Origin of the sequence: Actinoplanes sp. NPDC020271, assembly GCF_044388125.1 — a bacterium.
Lineage (GTDB): Bacteria > Actinomycetota > Actinomycetes > Mycobacteriales > Micromonosporaceae > Actinoplanes.
Map to the genome: position 1 here is coordinate 50679 of NZ_JBIRWQ010000020.1, position 16175 is coordinate 66853.

Below are 16175 nucleotides of genomic sequence, written 5' to 3' on the forward strand. Positions count from 1 at the left end.
AGTTACCCCCTTTGACTTCGTTCATCGAGCTAGGCGTCCCGGCCGTACTGGCCGGCGCGCTCGCCGAACTCGGCATCACCACACCGTTCCCGATCCAGGCGGCGACGCTGCCTGATTCGCTCGCCGGGCGCGATCTGCTCGGGCGCGGGCGGACCGGATCCGGGAAGACGTACGCGTTCGTCCTGCCCGTTGTGACGCGGCTCTCTGCGAAGAAGTCACCGCGTCGCCCGGGCCGTCCGCGTGCCCTCATCCTTGCGCCGACCCGCGAGCTGGCCACCCAGATCGAGGCGTCGCTGCGCCCACTCGCCGAGGCCATGGGCCTGAACACGCTCACCGTCTTCGGTGGCGTCGGGGCGAACCCACAGATCGCCGCGCTGCGCAAGGGCGTCGACATCCTCGTCGCCTGCCCGGGCCGGCTCGACGACCACATCCGCAACGGGCACGCGTCGCTCGACGCGATCGAGATCACCGTGCTCGACGAGGCCGACCACATGGCCGACCTGGGCTTCCTGCCGGTCGTCCGGCGGCTGCTGTCGCAGACGCCGGCCGGGGGGCAGCGCCTGCTCTTCTCGGCCACCCTGGACAACGGCATCGACGTCCTGGTCAAGCAGTTCATGCGCAAACCCGTCACGCACCACGTGGACGCGGCCGCGCAGGCGCCCGTCGAGATGGACCACCACGTGCTGCACGTGCAGCCCGACGACCGGTTCCCGGTCCTGGTCGAGCTGCTCGCGGCGCCCGGGCGGTCGGTGGTCTTCACCCGCACCAAGCGGCGGGCCAAAGTCCTCACCCGGCAACTCATCGCCGCCGGGGTGCCCGCCGTCGAACTGCACGGCAACCTGGCGCAGAACGCGCGGAACCGGAACCTGTCGGCGTTCTCCGACGGGACCGCTCCGACCCTGGTCGCGACCGACATCGCGGCGCGCGGCATCCACGTGGACGACGTGGCGCTCGTGGTGCACGCCGATCCGCCGGTCGAGCACAAGGCATACCTGCACCGGTCGGGGCGTACCGCCCGGGCCGGGGCGCGGGGCACCGTCATCACGCTGATGACCGACGACCAGCAGGCCGACGTGCGGGACCTCACCCGGAAAGCCGGGATCCGGCCGGCGACCCGGCGGGTCCGGCCCGGGGACGCGCTGCTCGCGGAACTCGCGCCGGGCGAGCGGACGTTCGTCGCGCCGGCTCCGCAGTCCGCGTCCGCCGCACCGGAGTCCGACTCCGGTGACGGCAGCGGGCGGCGCCGCGGTGGTGGTGGTGGTGGTCGTGGTCGCGGCTCGGGCTCGTCGGGTGGTTCGGCGCCCACGTCCAGTGCCGGCGCGGCTGAGTCCGGACGACGAGGCGGTCGAGCCGCTACCTCCGGCGGCCGTGACAACGTCGGCGGCGGTCGTGGCGGTGCTGCCGCTGCGGGCGGTCGCGACTCCGCTCCGGGGGCCGGTGGACGGCGGGGCAACTCCGCCGGGCACGCGCCCGGGGCCGACAAGCCGGCCTCGGGACGGCGGCGTCCCGCGGCTGACGGGGGCGGGCAACGGTCCGCGTCCCCGGCGCCGCGAAACAGCAACGGCAGTGGGCGGTCCGGGCAGGCCCGGACCGGTGGCGCCGCTCCGCAGCCCCGGCCGGCCGGGGGTGGCGCGGCCGCGTTCTCCGCTCGCGCGGGCGGCCGACGCTCCGGCCGCTGACCTGAGCTTCCCGATTCCGGAGCCGGCACCGTGCCGGCTCCGGAACGGCGAGTGAGGGACGACTGAGCGGCGTCCGGCTCCGTCAGCGTCCGGCCACGGCGTTCGCAAGTTCGGGCGGCCCCGGCCGATGGTTCGACCATGACCACGTCGACGCCCGGTGCCATGACCTTGACGGCGGCATCCGCGGACGGGTCGACCTCTCGTCCGGCGTGGCCGGACGGGTCGACCTCTCGTCCGGCGTGGCCGGCATCGGGACGGCGGCTACGCCATCATCACGACCCGGGCCGGTTGCTGGGCCTGCCGACCGCCCTTCGCCCGGGAGCGGGTGTGACAGCCGTCCTGGTCACGTGCGCCGGAGTCGCCATCGGTGGCTGCCTGCTGCTCACACCGGCCGTCCAGGCGCGGGCAGACCGCCAGGCGGGCAGACCGCCAGGCGGGCGGGCCGCCAGGCGCGGGCAGGAGGGCGCCGGGTCCGCACGCATCGGGCCCCGGCCCGGATCTGCCTGCCGGCGTTCCTGGTCGCCGGGATCCGCCTGGCCGCGTCCACGACGACCGGGATTCTGGAACGCAGCCGGGAGCACACGCTGCTGCGGATGGGCGGGGTCGCACCGGAGATGCTGAGGCGGGTCACCGATACCGAGGGGACCCGCCTCGTCCAGGCCGTGTCCTGCCTAGCGCGCCGGTCTGGCGGTGTCGGCCTCGGGGACCCGGACCGAGATCTCGTCGCCGAGCAGGAACCCGGTGCTGAGCTCCAGCTCGTCGCCGGACCAGAAGCGGCCCGGGTCGTACCAGTTGGCCTTCCGGTTGCGCGGCAGCAGCCCCATGTCCTCGTAGGTGACCGCCACCACCTCCGCGCAGTACGCCTTCTCCAGCGTCGCGTTGGCGGCCTCGGACGGCTTCCACGGCGGGCGGATCAGCGGGACCCGCCCGCGGGCCCAGCGCAGGGCGAGCTGGGACGTCGACGGGAACGGGGTGCCGTCGAGCCGGGCGATGGTCTTGAGTGCTTTGTCCTCCATGGCGCGGGTCACACCCGGCTCCAGCTGGCGCAGCCAGCCACGCTGACCGTAGCGACGGGCCCAGACGGTGACCGCGTCGCGCAGGTCGTGCAGCTGGACGCCGCGCTGGAACGTGCCGGACCACATGTCGGGCAGGGATTTGCCCAGCTCGGCATGCCACATGAGGGGTGGCATGTCCTCGATCACCACCGACATCCCGACATGGTTCACCGGGCTGTTGGTGAGGGTCTGGATGGCACGGTCCGGCCCGGAACGGCCGCGGAAGATCCAGATGTCACCCGTGCGGGTCAGTTCGATGGCCTCGTCGAGGCTGATGTCGGCAACCACGTGTCTATTCTCAGCAGATGCGGTGGTGGAAGGTAGCGGGACTGGCGGGGCTGGCGGGAGTCGCGGCGACCGGGGTGGTGATCGCCCGGGGTGAACGCAAGCGCAGGGCATACTCCCCCGACGAGATCCGGGAGCGGTTGCACGCCCGGGTGGCCGAGTCGGCCGGCCCGCCGGAGAAGAGCGAGTAAGGGTTCATTCGGCGAGGTCCGTGTCCCGGAGCAGGGACCAGAGACCGGCGCCGTCCGGGGCGGCGAACCACGTCTTACCCCCGGACGGCACGGCCTCGGCCGCCTCGGTCGGGCCGGGCACGGCGCCGGCCAGCACCGCCTGGGTCGGCGAGAGCCGGCGGATCGCGACGGCGGCCACGTTCTCCGGGTGCTCGCGGGCGAAGCCGGAGTAGATCTCCGGGTCGTGCTGACCGTCGTCGCCGACGAGCAGCCATTTGACGTCGGGGAACTCCTCGGCGAGCCGGCGCAGCGAGTTGCGCTTGTGTTCCTGGCCACTGCGGAACCAGCGATCGGGGGTCGGACCCCAGTCGGTGAGCAGGATCGGGCCGGCCGGGTAGAGGTGGCGGCTGAGGAAACGGGTCAGGGTGGGCGCCACGTTCCACGCGCCGGTGGAGAGGTAGATCACCGGGGTGCCCGGGTTCGCGTTGATCAGCCGCTCGTAGAGCACCGCCATGCCGGGGACGGCCATGCGCGCGTGCTCGTCGAGGACGAACGTGTTCCACGCGGCGAGCAGGGGGCGGGGCAGCGCGGTGACCATGACCGTGTCGTCGATGTCGGAGATCAGGCCGAACTTCACGGCCGGGTCGATCACCCGGATCGGCGCGTCGACCGGGGCGGCGCCCTCGCAGTGCAGCCGGACGCTGGCCCAGCCGGGCTCGAGGTCGCCCTTGACGCGACAGTCCACGTAACCACTGCGGTCGGTGCGGGTCTCGGTGACGATGCCGCCGACCTCGATGCGCACGACGGCGTTGCTGACCGGGGTGGTGGTGAAGCTGCGCCAGCCGCGCAGCTTCTCCCGCTTCTTACGGGCCAGCCGGGGCCGGGAGAGCAGCACCCGGGCCATCACCCGGGCCCAGCCGGGGGAACCGTAGCCGGTGTAGGCCGTGATGTACGGCTTCCAGCCCCGATTCCTCAGGTTGCGCTCGATCACCTGGTGGACGGCATCCTCGACCAGAGCCGCCCGGTGTATCCGGTTCACGGCCTTGGACGTCTCCGCCGGTGTTACCGCCACCATCTCCTCCTCGCCGCTCCGCTCTCCCCCCGCCGCGCCAAACGTTACCGGGAGAGTGCGACAGACCGCTCACGAACGTGAGCCGGGTCCAGGTTGGACGTCACGCGACGGCGGGCATCTCGGCTCCGGTCCACTGCTCCGTCCACCACTGCTGGTCGGTCTGCTCGGACGCGTCCACCCGCAGCGGTGCGGTCATCGCCTCGGCGCGCAGGCCGGCCAGCGTCTCGGCCGCCGCCTCGACGCCGCGCCAGGCGGCGCGTTCCCGCTCGACGGCCGCGGTCCAGACGTCCAGCCGGTGCGCCCGGGCGGCCTGGGCCAGCACCGCCTCCTGCTGGACCGGGTGCAGGCGAGGGTTCCAGCCGCGATGGGCGAAGACGTCGTTGAGCTGGTCGATGGAGAGGTCCTGGACCCGGCACAGTTCGCTGGCCGCGCGGTGCAGATAACGCTGGCGGTCGACGTTCTCACCGGGCTTGCGGCGGCGGCTCATCAGCGGATAGGCGCCCGCCGAGGCGATGCGGTTACAGGCAAGATCAGCTTTCTCGTACGCCGTCCAGGCCTCGTCCACCGCCGCGTGAGCCGCCTCCCACTCGGTGCGGCGCTTGCGCACGGCGACCGCGGCCTGCTCGGCGGCGACGGCCACCTCGTCGGCCCAGCGCTGCCGTTCGGCGGCGTCGGGGGTCGGCTCGGTGAGCACGCGGGGGATCGAGACGGTCGCCGCGGCGACGGCGAGGAGCAGCACGATGATCAGCCAGATCGCGACGGCTTGCGGGACGGAATTCAGGAAGGCGGAATCCACGGAACACCCCCAGGGCAGCGGAACGGGACGACGGACCGACGTGAAAGCGCAGGGATCGTCAGCGGGTGGGGGGTGCCCGCGAGTCGCCGGTGGCGGGAACGGCCCCGGCGCGCAGGACCGGGGCCGGGAAGGCGGTGACCGGCGCGGCCGGCTGGACCGCGAGCGGCGCCGGCCGGCTCTCCGCCGGCTGCTGTGCCTGGATCGGGGTGGAGTCGGCGGCCTGGACGACGGCCGCGACCGGCTGGACCGGCTCGGCGGTGACCGGGCCGGACAGGCGCAGGGTCACGGCCAGGGCGAGCATGGCCAGGCTGGTGAGGAACCGCAGCAGGCGGCGGCCGTCCCACGGACGGTTCGCCCCAGGCGCCTCAGCGGTCACATGGTCAACCTACCGGGGCGCAGGTCAACGCGCACCCGTCCGAGCGGTTACGGCAACCGGACGGAGTCACCTGCGGTCACCCGGGCGAGGGACGATGGGTGTCATGGACTTCGGCGTGGTGGAGCAGGTGGCCCGGCTGGACGGCTGGCTGGGCGAGGGTGGCGTGGTGGTGCTCAGCGGGGCGGGGCTCTCCACCGACTCCGGCATCCCGGATTACCGGGGGCCGTCCGGCTCGGCGCGGCGCAACACCCCGATGACCTATCAGACGTTCACCGGTGACCCGGTCGCCCGACGGCGCTACTGGGCGCGCAGTCACCTCGGCTGGCGGACGATCGGCCGCGCCACGCCGAACGACGGGCACCGGGCCGTGGCCCGCTGGCAGGAGCGGGGCCTGCTGCACGGGCTGATCACGCAGAACGTGGACGGGCTGCACCAGGCGGCCGGCGCCCGGGACGTCGTCGAGCTGCACGGCAACCTGGCCCGGATCACGTGCCTGGACTGCGGCGCGCTGACCGGCCGGGTAGAGCTGGAGGAGCGGCTGACCGCGGCGAACCCGGACTTCAGCGCGGTGGCCTCGGCGGTGAACGCGGACGGTGACGTCGAGCTGGACGAGGCCGAGCTGGACGGGTTCCGCGTGGTCGGCTGCCGGTCCTGCGGCGGGATGCTGAAGCCGGACGTGGTGTATTTCGGGGAGACCGTGCCGCCCGACCGGGTGTCGCGCGCGTTCGAGCTGGTCGCGGGGGCGCGCACGCTGCTGGTGCTGGGCTCCTCGCTGACCGTCATGTCGGGTCGCCGGTTCGTGCTGCGGGCGGTCAAGCAGGGTGTCCGGGTGGCGATCGTGAACCGCGGAGTGACGCGCGGGGAGCCGTACGCGGATCTGTTGATCGATGCTCCTCTGGGTGTCGTTCTTCCGAATCTTGCCCGGGAGACCGATACGTACCGTTTGTTGCCTCAGTAAACGAACCCGGCTTCGGCTGGTTATCGGAATGAAACCTAAATAGATCTCGGCCCCATTGACGTGACTGCGCTCACTGCGGTTGACTGCCGAAACCGGTCCCGAAACCGGTTCCGAACCTCCGGCGCAACCCGCCGGAAACAACAATCTCGGAGGAGCTGTGCCGATCACCATCGCCGACGTGGCGGCTCGGGCCAAGGTCAGCAAGACGACCGTGTCCCGGGTTCTCAACGGCAAGGGTGAGCTGGACGAGTCGACCGCCGCCCGGGTCCGCGCGGTGATCGACGAGCTCGGCTACGTCCCCAGCGCCCGTGCGGTGAACCTGGCCCGCGGCCGCACCCGGGTGATCGGCATGCTGGTGCCCTCGCTGACCTGGCCCTGGATGGGCGAGGTGCTGCAGGGCGCGGTCGACGTGCTGGAGGCCGAGGAGTACGGCCTGCTGCTGTTCACCTTCAACCGCGGTGACGACTCGATGCGCCAGTTCGCCGCGCAGGTCGCCGCCAAGTCGTTCGACGGCCTGCTGGCGATCGAGCCGGAAGGCACCCTGAGCTACCTCACCACCCTGCACAGCCGTGGCCTGCCGATGGTGCTGATCGACGACCGGGACCAGATCCCCGGTGGCCAGATCCCGACCGTCGGCACCACCAACCACAGCGGAGCGGCCGACGCCGCCCGGCACCTGCTGGAGATCGGGCGCCACAAGCCGCTCGTGGTCACCGGCCCGTCCCGGTTCGGCTGCACCGTGCAGCGCACCGACGGCTTCACCTCGGTGTTCGCCGAGGCCGGCCACCCCATCCCGGACACCTACGTGCTTCCCGGCGACTTCACCGTCGCGTGCGGCGCCGACGGGGTCAAGCAGGCGATCGCCGCCGGGCTCGACTTCGACGCCGTCTTCTGCCACAACGACCTCTCCGCCTTCGGCGCCGTGCAGGCCGTCCAGGACGCCGGCCGGCGGGTGCCGGAGGACGTCGCGGTGGTCGGCTTCGACGACATCCCGATGGCCGCGCACCACCAGCCGGCCCTGTCCACCGTGCATCAGCCGATGCGCGAGATGGGCGAGGCCGCGGCCCGTACCCTGCTCGCCCATTTCGAGGGGACCGCGCTCCCGAACCGGCCGACGGTGATCCCGGCGACGTTCACCGCACGGGCCTCGACCCAGCCCTAAAGAATCCAGAGCTCGACCGTTCGACCGGCCACGGGGCCGGTCGGGCACCCCCGCGCGCCTCGGGGCCGGCTGCCGCCGGTCCCGCGATGCCGCACGCCCTCAGGGCACCCCTCCCACCCGAAATCGCTATACCGAGGAGATTCTCCGATGCAGAGAAGGAAGCTGTTCGCGGTCGCTCTGGCGGGCGTGCTCGCCACCGGCGGCCTGGCCGCGTGCGGTGACTCGCCGAACGCCAACAAGGACGCCGCCAACAGCAAGGGCGTGGACTTCCTGTCGATCGGCATGCCGAACGGCACGGTCACCGAGAGCAACAACCCGTTCCTCGGGACCTCGGCCGGTGCGTCGCTCGGCTACCGCTGGACCATCTACGAGCCCCTCGGCATGTGGAACAACGTCAAGCCGGCCGACCCGGCCAAGCCGTGGCTGGCCAGCGACATCAAGTGGGCCACGGACTACAAGCAGCTGGACGTGACCATCCGCGACAACGCGACCTGGTCCGACGGGCAGAAGCTGACCGCCGACGACGTCGCGTACACGTTCAACCTGATCAAGTCGAACGAGGCGCTGAACATCTTCGCGCTCCCGATCGACCAGGTCACCGTGGCCGGCAGCAAGGTGACGATCACCTTCACGTCGTCGCAGTTCACCACGTGGCACAAGATCATCAGCCAGATCCCGATCGTCCCCAAGCACATCTGGGAGAAGATCGCGGACCCGGCCAAGGACCCGATCAAGGAGCCGGTCGGCTCGGGGCCGTACACCCTCAAGACGTTCAGCCAGCAGGGCATCGTCCTTGAGCGCCGAGAGAGCGGTTACTGGCAGGACAAGCCGGCCGTAAAGGAACTTCGGTACACCTCGTACACCGACAACAACGCGCAGACCACCGCGCTGGCCAGCGGCCAGTCCGAGTGGAGCTTCGTGTTCATCCCGAACTACCAGCAGACCTTCGTCGCCAAGGACCCGGAGCACTTCAAGGTCTGGGCGCCGGGCGTGCTGGGCATCCACGGCCTCTACATCAACACCACCCAGGCGCCGTTCGACGACCCGAAGCTGCGCCAGGCGATGAACAAGGTGATCAACCGGGCCGACATCTTCAACCAGGCCGAGGCCGGTTACTTCCACCCCGAGCTGAAGAGCGTCACCGGCCTGCCCCAGGGCGCGGGTGACGCGTTCGTCACCGACGCCTACAAGGGACAGACGCTGGCGGTCGACGTCGACGGCGCCAAGAAGATCCTCAGCGAGGCCGGCTACAAGCTGGAGGGCACCACGCTGAAGGACAAGAGCGGCAAGCCGGTCACCATCAAGCTCAGCGACCCGGCGCCGTGGTCGGACTACCAGACCACGCTCGAGATCATCAAGAGCAACCTGGCCGAGATCGGCATCGCCGCGACCGTCGAGAAGCCGAACCAGAACGTCTGGGACCAGAACGTGCAGAAGGGCGACTTCGGCGCCGTCATGCGCTGGACCAACGGTGGCTCGACGCCGTTCGACATCTACCAGACCGTGATGGACGGCGACCTGCTCAAGCCGGTCGGCGAGCTCGCCCAGCAGGGCAACTTCGGCCGCTTCAAGAGCCCGGAGGCGACCGCCGCGCTCAAGGCCTACGCGAACGCGACCAGCGACGCGGACCGCACCACCGCCCTGGCCACGATCCAGAAGATCTTCGTGGAGCAGGCCCCGATGCTGCCGGTCGGCTCGGACAACGTCGGTGGCGCGTACAGCACCAAGAACTGGGTCGGCTGGCCGTCGGACGCCGACAACTACGCCCCGATGCAGCCCACCCAGTCCGGCGCGCTCGACGTGATCATGCACCTCAAGCCCGCCAACTCCTGATCGCCTGACCGCGGGCGCCCCGCCCTCCCGGGGCGCCCGCACCTCCCTGCTCGCCGCTTTTGTAAGGAATCCCGGCATGACGTCGATCCCCGACGCGAAAGCGCCGGCCGGCGAGGTGGTGCTTGAGGCGATCGGCCTGACCAAGCACTTCCCCGTCCGCCGGAAGCTGCGCGACATGTTCTCCAACCGGAAGGACGTGGTGCACGCCGTCGATGACGTGCACCTCACGCTTCGCCGCGGCAAGGTGGTGGCCCTGGTCGGCGAGTCCGGCTCGGGCAAGTCCACGATCGCCCGGCTGCTCGCCCAGCTCTACCCCCGCACCGGCGGGGACATCCGGCTGCACGGCGAGACGACCACGGTCAAGGGAGGCGCGGCGTTCCGCCGGTACTGCTCCCAGGTCCAGATGATCTTCCAGGACCCGTTCGCGTCGCTGAACCCGACACACACCATCCGGTACCACCTGACCCGGTCGCTGAAGATCCACGACAACGCCGGGAAGACCGCCGCCGACCTCGACCGGGCGCTGCACGACCTGCTCGAGAAGGTGCAGCTCACCCCGCCGGAGCGGTACCTGGACAAGTTCCCGCACGAGCTCTCCGGCGGTCAGCGCCAGCGCGTGGCCATCGCCCGGGCCCTCGGCGCGCAACCCGAGACCCTGCTCGCCGACGAGCCGGTGTCCATGCTGGACGTGTCGATCCGGCTCGGCGTGCTGAACCTGCTGCGCGACCTGCGGGACCGGCTCGACCTGGCGATCCTCTACATCACCCATGACATCGCGTCGGCCCGCTACTTCGCCGACGAGACCATGGTCATGTACGCCGGACGCATGGTCGAGGGCGGCGACAGCGAGACCGTGACCCAGTCGCCGGCTCACCCGTACACCCAATTGCTGATCGCCTCGGCGCCGGACCCGGACCGTCTCCTCGGCAGTGACCCGAGCGGACATCAGAGCGACGGCGAACCGCCGAGCCTCATCCACCCGCCGGCCGGCTGCCGGTTCCACCCGCGCTGCCCGGCCGCGATGGAGCGCTGCAAGACCGACCTGCCGGTGCCGCTGGAGATCGGTGACGCGCCCGGCCACTGGGCGGCGTGCTGGCTCTACGACGGCAACACAGAGGTGGCCCCGTGAAGTACCTGCTGCAACGCATCGCGTTCTACCTGTTCACCGCGTGGGCCGCGATCACGCTGAACTTCTTCATCCCGCGACTGGTCCCGGGCGACCCGGTGCAGGCGCTGATCACCAAGTTCCAGGGCCAGCTCAGCACCGAGGCCACCCAGTCGCTGTACGTCCTGTTCGGCCTCGACAAGGACAAGAGCGTCTGGCAGGAGTACCTGGACTACTGGAGTCAGCTGTTCCACGGCGACCTCGGCCTGTCGTTCACGTTCTTCCCGACCCCGGTCTCGGAGATCATCTCGGACAGCCTGCCGTGGACCCTGCTGCTGGTCGGCATCACCACGATCATCAGCTTCTTCCTCGGTACGGGCCTGGGCGTGCTGGCCGGCTGGCGGCGCGGCTCGTGGGCCGACGGGCTGCTGCCGGTGACCACGTTCCTCTCCTCGGTGCCGTACTTCTGGCTCGGCATCATCGCGATCTACCTGCTCACCGGCCCGGGCAGCTTCTTCCCGTCGTCCGGTGGCTTCGACAACGGCCTGGTGCCGGCGTTCGACCAGTACTTCATCCCGAGCGCGCTGAAGCACAGCCTGCTGCCGGCGCTGACCATCCTGATCTCCTCGGTCAGCGGCTGGATCCTGAGCATGCGCAACATGATGGTGACGGTGTCCAGTGAGGACTACATCACCGTCGCGCACGCCAAGGGCCTCACCGACCGGCGGGTGGCGCTGAGCTACGCGGCCCGCAACGCGCTGCTGCCGAACGTCTCCGGGTTCGCGCTGTCGCTCGGCTTCATCGTCGGCGGCACGCTGCTGGTGGAGATCGTCTTCTCCTACCCGGGCATCGGCTTCCAGCTCTTCCAGGCACTGGGCGCGCAGGACTACCCGCTGATGCAGGGCGTCTTCCTGATCATCACGATCTCGGTGCTGGTCGCGAACCTGATCGCGGACGTCGCCTACCTGCTCCTCGACCCGCGCACCCGCAAGGAGGGCTGAGCAGTGAGCCTTTTCTGTTCGAACCGCGCACTCGCCGGGAGAGCTGAGCGATGACGATCCCCACCTCGAGCATCGAGCAGGTCATTCCCGGCCAGGGCTCGATGGCGCAGCCGGAGTCGGGCAAGCCGGCCCGGAGCAAGAAGCAGCGGTTCCGCTTCGTCAGCAACAAGAAGGCCGCCACCGGTCTGGTCATGCTCGGCATCTACCTGCTCCTCGCGATCATCGGGCCGTGGGTCGCCCCCTACGACCCGGACGCGCGCAGCAACGCCCTGATCCAGCCGCCGTCGGGCGACCACTGGCTCGGCACCACGCACCTCGGCCAGGACGTCTTCAGCCAGCTGCTGATCGGCACCCGCAGCGTGATGTTCGTCGGCTTCCTGGCCGGCACGATCGCCACCGTGCTGTCGGTGCTGATCGGCGTCACCGCCGGCTACCTGGGCGGCAAGACCGACGAGGGCCTCTCCGCGCTCTCCAACGTCTTCCTGGTCATCCCGGCGCTGCCGCTGATCATCATCATCACGTCCACCCTGCAGAACGCCGAGGACTGGCTGATCGCCCTGGTCATCGGTCTGACGTCGTGGTCCTGGAACGCGCGGGTGCTGCGCGCACAGACCCTCTCGCTGCGCCGGCGTGACTTCGTCGACGCGTCGCGGGCCACCGGCGAGAAGACCTGGCGGGTGATCGTCTTCGAGCTGATGCCGAACCTGACCGCGGTGATCGCCTCCGGGTTCGTCGGCACGGTCATCTTCGCCGTGCTCTCCGAGATCACCCTGGCGTTCATCGGCGTCACCTCCAGCACCACCTGGAACTGGGGCACGATCCTGTTCTGGGCGCAGGGCCAGCAGGCGCTCGCCCAGGAGGCATGGTGGTGGTTCATCCCGGCCGGTCTGGCCATCGCGTTGCTCGGCACCGCCCTCTCGCTGATCAATTTCGGCATCGACGAGTTCGTCAGCCCCCGCCTGCGCAGCGTCGGCAAAACCAAGATCAAGACCGTCGACGGCCGTACGGTCCGGATGCGCATCGGCTTCACGCCGGTGCTCAGCAACTCACCCGAGCCGCACACCCGCGCCACGCCGGTGCTGAAGACGGAGGTGGCCCAGTGAGCGAGCTAGCGAGCGAACCATTGAGCTCAGTCGAGAACTCATGGCGACGCCGGAGCGCAGCGGAGGTGGCGGCATGAACGAGCTTGCGAGCGAACCATTGGACTCAGTCGAGAACTCATGGCGACGCCGGAGCGCAACGGAGGTGGCGGCATGAGCGAGCCCGTTCTGGAGATCAAGAACCTGAACGTCGGGTACGGCCTGGGTGACCAAGCGGTCCGCGCGGTCCGCGACGTGAACCTGACCCTGCACCGGGGTGAGGTGCTCGGCCTGGCCGGGGAGAGCGGCTCCGGCAAGTCGACCCTGGCGTACGGCCTGACCCGGCTGCTCCCCCCGCCCGGCGTGATCACCGGCGGACAGGTGATCTACCACCCGGAGAACGGCGAGGCGTACGACGTCCTCGGCCTCTCCGACCGTGAGCTGCGCGCGTTCCGCTGGGCCGAGACGGCGATCGTCTTCCAGGGTGCGATGAACTCGCTCAACCCCGTTCACAAGATCTCCACCCAGCTCACCGACGTGCTCCGCGCCCACCGGCCGGAGATGACCGAGGCCGCCCGCAACGCCCGCGCCCGCGAGATGCTCAAGCTCGTCGGGATCGCGGCGGACCGGATGGACGCGTACCCGCATCAGCTCTCCGGCGGCATGCGCCAGCGCGTGATGATCGGCATGGCGCTGATCCTGCAGCCGCAGGTCGTCATCATGGACGAGCCGACCACCGCGCTCGACGTGGTCATGCAGCGGCAGATCCTCGGCCAGCTGATCGAGCTGCGCGAGCGGCTGGGCTTCTCGGTCATCTTCATCACGCACGACCTGTCGCTGCTGGTCGAGTTCTCCAACCGGATCGCGATCATGTACGGCGGCCGGATCGTCGAGGAGGCGCCGGCGGCGGCGATCTACCGGGACTCCCTGCACCCGTACTCGAAAGGCCTTCTGGGGTCCTTCCCGGCTCTTCGCGGACCGCGGCGGGAGCTGACCGGGATCGCCGGCTCCCCGCCCGACCTCAAGGGGATGCCGAGCGGCTGCTCGTTCCACCCGCGCTGCCCGAAGGCGTTCGAACCGTGCTCCGGGCACATCCCGGTGCTCGGCCGGCCGGGCACCGCGGACGGTGCGACCCGGTCGGTGGCGTGCTGGCTGCATCCCACCGAGCAGCCCGTCGGATAGACCGGCGGCCGGCCCCCTGCCGTCGGGGCCGGCCGCCACTTTCTTTCAGGAGACAACTCGTGACATTCACCTGGGGCGTGGCCACCAGCGCCTACCAGATCGAGGGGGCTGCCGCCGAGGACGGCCGCACGCCGTCCATCTGGGACACCTTCGCGCACGACGTGGTCGGCGAACACGGTGACGTGGCGTGCGACCACTACCACCGGATGCCGGACGACGTCCAGCTGATCAAGAGTCTGGGGGTGGACGCGTACCGGTTCTCGGTCTCCTGGCCGCGGGTGCAGCCGGGTGGGCGCGGGCCGGCCAACCCGGCCGGGCTCGACTTCTACGACCGGCTCGTGGACGAGCTGCTCGGGAACGGGATCACGCCGTGGACGACGCTCTACCACTGGGACCTGCCGCAGGAGCTGGAGGACCTCGGCGGCTGGACGAACCGGGACACCGCGTACCGGATGGCCGAGTTCGCGGAGATCGTCGCCGGTCGCCTGGGTGACCGGGTGGCGAACTGGCAGACGCTGAACGAGCCGTGGTGTGTGGCCTATCTCGGGTATCAGCACGGGGTGCACGCGCCCGGGCGGCGTTCGTTCCAGGACGCCCTGGACGCGACCCATCACCTGCTGCTGGCGCACGGGCTGGCGTTTCCTGTCCTGAAGAATGCCGGCAACTCGGTCGGGATCGCGCTGAACATCGGTACCGCGACTCCGCACACCGACGACCCGCTGGACGTCGCCGCCGCCCGCCGCGCCGACGGCAACGTGGCCCGCATCTTCCTGGACCCGCTGGTCCACGGCCACTACCCGGCGGACGTCCTGGCCGACCTGGCCCGGCAGCGGCGCACACTGCCGATCCAGGACGGCGACCTGGCGATCATCAACCGGCGGCCGGACGTCCTGGGTGTCAACTTCTACTTCGGACAGGATTTCGCCGGGCGCGACGAGCACGGCAACACGCACGACGTGAACGGCTTCCCGATCGTCCGGGAGATCCGGCCCGACGTGCCGACGACCGCGATGGGCTGGGCGATCACCCCGGACCGGTTCACCACGCTGCTGCTGCGGCTGCACCGGGACTATTCCGTGCCGCTCGCGGTGACCGAGAACGGTGCGGTCTACGACGACGTGCCCGCGGCCGACGGGTTCGTGGCCGACGAGGGGCGGACGGCGTACCTGCGCGACCACGTCGCGGCGACGCTCGCGGCGCGGGAACAGGGCGCCGACGTCCGGGGATATTTCGCCTGGTCCCTGATGGACAACTTCGAGTGGGCCGAGGGTTACCAACGGCGGTTCGGGCTGGTCGCGGTCGACTACGAGACGCAGCGACGGACGCCGAAACAGAGTGCGCTGTGGTTCCGGGACCGCATACGCTCCGGCGCGTGACCGATTATCTGACTGTCAACCGCGCCAACTGGGACGAGCGGGCGCCCGCGCACGCCGCGTCCGCCGACTACGGTTTCGCCAAGTTCGCCGCCGACCCGGCGCACCTCAGCGACGTGGTCACGTTCGACCGCCCGCTGCTCGGTGACCTCACCGGGCAGCGGGGCGTTCATCTGCAGTGCCACATCGGCACCGACACGGTCTCGCTGTCCCGGCTCGGCGCCACGATGACCGGCCTGGACTTCTCCGGCGAGTCGCTGAAGCAGGCCCGCGCCCTAGCCTCCTCGGCCGGCGCGGAGATCCCGTTCGTGCAGAGCGACGTCTACGCCGCGCGGGACGTGCTCGACGGCGAGTTCGACCTGGTCTACACCGGGATCGGCGCGCTCGGCTGGCTGCCGAGCATCTCACGGTGGGCCTCGACCGTCGCCTCGCTGCTCGCCCCGGGTGGGCGCCTGTTCATCCGGGAGGGACACCCGATCCTGTGGTCCCTCGAATACGAGCGCACCGACGACGTGATCGCGCTCTCCGAGCCGTACTTCGAGCAGGAGGCGCCGATGGTGTGGGACGAGGGCGGCACCTACGTGCAGACCGACCATCAGTTCGTCCACACCGTCACCCACGAGTGGAACCACGGCCTCGGCGAGATCGTCACCGCGGTCCTCTCGGCCGGCCTCACCCTGACCGGCCTGGTCGAACACCGGAGCGTGCCGTGGAACGCGCTGCCCGGCCGCATGCGCGACATCGGCGGCGGCGAATGGCAGCTCGCCGACCGCCCCGAGCGCCTGCCGCACACCTACACCCTTCAAGCCCGGAAACCGATGTAGCCGTACGTCGTGAACCCGCCCGTCCGCACGCCTGCGCCGCTCCCCCGCACCGCGATCAGCCCACGCCCGGCTCCACCCCTCCGCGACGCCGCGGCTGGGCCTGGACCCGCGCCGGGGGTCGCGGGGCACGGGCGGCGTGGATCGTCGGAGTTCGGCGTGTTCGTCCGGGCCTACCGGGGACGGCGGGGGTGGGGTGGCACGGGACTCTTCCGGGATTGGCACGGG

Annotated in this window: 15 protein-coding genes; 11 read left to right on the plus strand and 4 right to left on the minus strand. The window is 70.6% G+C overall.

Features of this window, described 5'->3' with window-relative positions; translation table 11 throughout:
• Positions 1-11: 11 nt before the first annotated feature.
• A complete protein-coding gene (locus ACH442_RS33770; protein WP_396342114.1) occupies positions 12-1679 on the plus strand; it encodes a DEAD/DEAH box helicase in 1668 nt (555 codons plus the stop codon).
• Between the two features lie 671 nt (positions 1680-2350).
• On the opposite strand, the gene ACH442_RS33775 is transcribed toward ACH442_RS33770, so the two are convergent.
• Positions 2351-3022, minus strand: a complete 672-nt coding sequence (locus ACH442_RS33775) for a hypothetical protein (RefSeq protein WP_396342115.1) — start codon at positions 3020-3022, stop codon at positions 2351-2353.
• Positions 3023-3039: 17 nt separating this feature from the next.
• Between ACH442_RS33775 and ACH442_RS33780 the strand changes: the two genes are divergently transcribed.
• The gene (locus tag ACH442_RS33780) at positions 3040-3210 is read left to right on the plus strand and encodes a hypothetical protein (RefSeq protein WP_396342116.1); all 171 of its coding nucleotides are present in this window, start codon (positions 3040-3042) and stop codon (positions 3208-3210) included.
• A gap of 4 nt (positions 3211-3214) precedes the next feature.
• Here the strand turns inward: ACH442_RS33780 and ACH442_RS33785 are convergent, their stop codons facing one another.
• From ACH442_RS33785 to ACH442_RS33795, 3 genes are all read right to left on the minus strand, one after another.
• The gene (locus ACH442_RS33785) at positions 3215-4264 is read right to left on the minus strand and encodes an App1 family protein (protein ID WP_396342117.1); all 1050 of its coding nucleotides are present in this window, start codon (positions 4262-4264) and stop codon (positions 3215-3217) included.
• A gap of 97 nt (positions 4265-4361) precedes the next feature.
• The gene (locus tag ACH442_RS33790) at positions 4362-5057 is read right to left on the minus strand and encodes a hypothetical protein (RefSeq protein WP_396342118.1); all 696 of its coding nucleotides are present in this window, start codon (positions 5055-5057) and stop codon (positions 4362-4364) included.
• A gap of 58 nt (positions 5058-5115) precedes the next feature.
• A complete protein-coding gene (locus ACH442_RS33795; RefSeq protein ID WP_396342119.1) occupies positions 5116-5433 on the minus strand; it encodes a hypothetical protein in 318 nt (105 codons plus the stop codon).
• Positions 5434-5527: 94 nt separating this feature from the next.
• Here ACH442_RS33795 and ACH442_RS33800 point away from each other — a divergent pair, with 94 nt between their 5' ends.
• The 9 genes from ACH442_RS33800 to ACH442_RS33840 all read left to right on the plus strand — a co-directional run bounded on the left by ACH442_RS33800 (position 5528) and on the right by ACH442_RS33840 (position 15950).
• Positions 5528-6391, plus strand: a complete 864-nt coding sequence (locus tag ACH442_RS33800; RefSeq protein ID WP_396342120.1) for an NAD-dependent protein deacetylase — start codon at positions 5528-5530, stop codon at positions 6389-6391.
• 157 nt (positions 6392-6548) lie between these two features.
• Positions 6549-7553: a LacI family DNA-binding transcriptional regulator gene (locus ACH442_RS33805; protein WP_396342121.1), complete on the plus strand. Its 1005-nt coding sequence runs from the start codon at positions 6549-6551 to the stop codon at positions 7551-7553.
• Between the two features lie 147 nt (positions 7554-7700).
• Positions 7701-9386, plus strand: coding sequence for an ABC transporter substrate-binding protein (locus ACH442_RS33810; RefSeq protein WP_396342122.1), 1686 nt, complete (start codon positions 7701-7703; stop codon positions 9384-9386).
• Between the two features lie 76 nt (positions 9387-9462).
• Entirely contained in the window at positions 9463-10515 is a 1053-nt protein-coding gene (locus ACH442_RS33815) for an ABC transporter ATP-binding protein (RefSeq protein ID WP_396342123.1), read from the plus strand.
• Positions 10512-11492 carry an ABC transporter permease gene (locus ACH442_RS33820; RefSeq protein WP_396342124.1) on the plus strand — a complete coding sequence of 327 codons (981 nt, stop codon included), beginning with the start codon at positions 10512-10514 and terminating at the stop codon, positions 11490-11492. The genes ACH442_RS33815 and ACH442_RS33820 overlap by 4 nt, the downstream gene beginning before the upstream one ends.
• 50 nt (positions 11493-11542) lie before the next feature.
• A complete protein-coding gene (locus tag ACH442_RS33825) occupies positions 11543-12595 on the plus strand; it encodes an ABC transporter permease (protein ID WP_396342125.1) in 1053 nt (350 codons plus the stop codon).
• 150 nt (positions 12596-12745) lie between these two features.
• Positions 12746-13753 carry an ABC transporter ATP-binding protein gene (locus ACH442_RS33830; protein WP_396342126.1) on the plus strand — a complete coding sequence of 336 codons (1008 nt, stop codon included), beginning with the start codon at positions 12746-12748 and terminating at the stop codon, positions 13751-13753.
• A gap of 59 nt (positions 13754-13812) precedes the next feature.
• On the plus strand, positions 13813-15129 hold the full coding sequence (locus tag ACH442_RS33835) for a GH1 family beta-glucosidase (RefSeq protein ID WP_396342127.1): 1317 nt from the start codon (positions 13813-13815) through the stop codon (positions 15127-15129).
• Positions 15126-15950, plus strand: coding sequence for a class I SAM-dependent methyltransferase (locus ACH442_RS33840; protein WP_396342128.1), 825 nt, complete (start codon positions 15126-15128; stop codon positions 15948-15950). Before ACH442_RS33835 ends, ACH442_RS33840 begins: the two co-directional genes overlap by 4 nt.
• Positions 15951-16175: the final 225 nt, after the last annotated feature.

Bases quoted from the DNA above. Each gene is read 5' to 3' on its own strand.
- ACH442_RS33780 (WP_396342116.1), top strand. From the start codon at position 3,040: ATGCGGTGGTGGAAGGTAGCGGGACTGGCGGGGCTGGCGGGAGTCGCG.
- ACH442_RS33785 (WP_396342117.1), bottom strand. From the start codon at position 4,264: ATGGTGGCGGTAACACCGGCGGAGACGTCCAAGGCCGTGAACCGGATA.
- ACH442_RS33800 (WP_396342120.1), top strand. From the start codon at position 5,528: ATGGGTGTCATGGACTTCGGCGTGGTGGAGCAGGTGGCCCGGCTGGAC.
- ACH442_RS33810 (WP_396342122.1), top strand. From the start codon at position 7,701: ATGCAGAGAAGGAAGCTGTTCGCGGTCGCTCTGGCGGGCGTGCTCGCC.
- ACH442_RS33815 (WP_396342123.1), top strand. From the start codon at position 9,463: ATGACGTCGATCCCCGACGCGAAAGCGCCGGCCGGCGAGGTGGTGCTT.
- ACH442_RS33825 (WP_396342125.1), top strand. From the start codon at position 11,543: ATGACGATCCCCACCTCGAGCATCGAGCAGGTCATTCCCGGCCAGGGC.
- ACH442_RS33830 (WP_396342126.1), top strand. From the start codon at position 12,746: ATGAGCGAGCCCGTTCTGGAGATCAAGAACCTGAACGTCGGGTACGGC.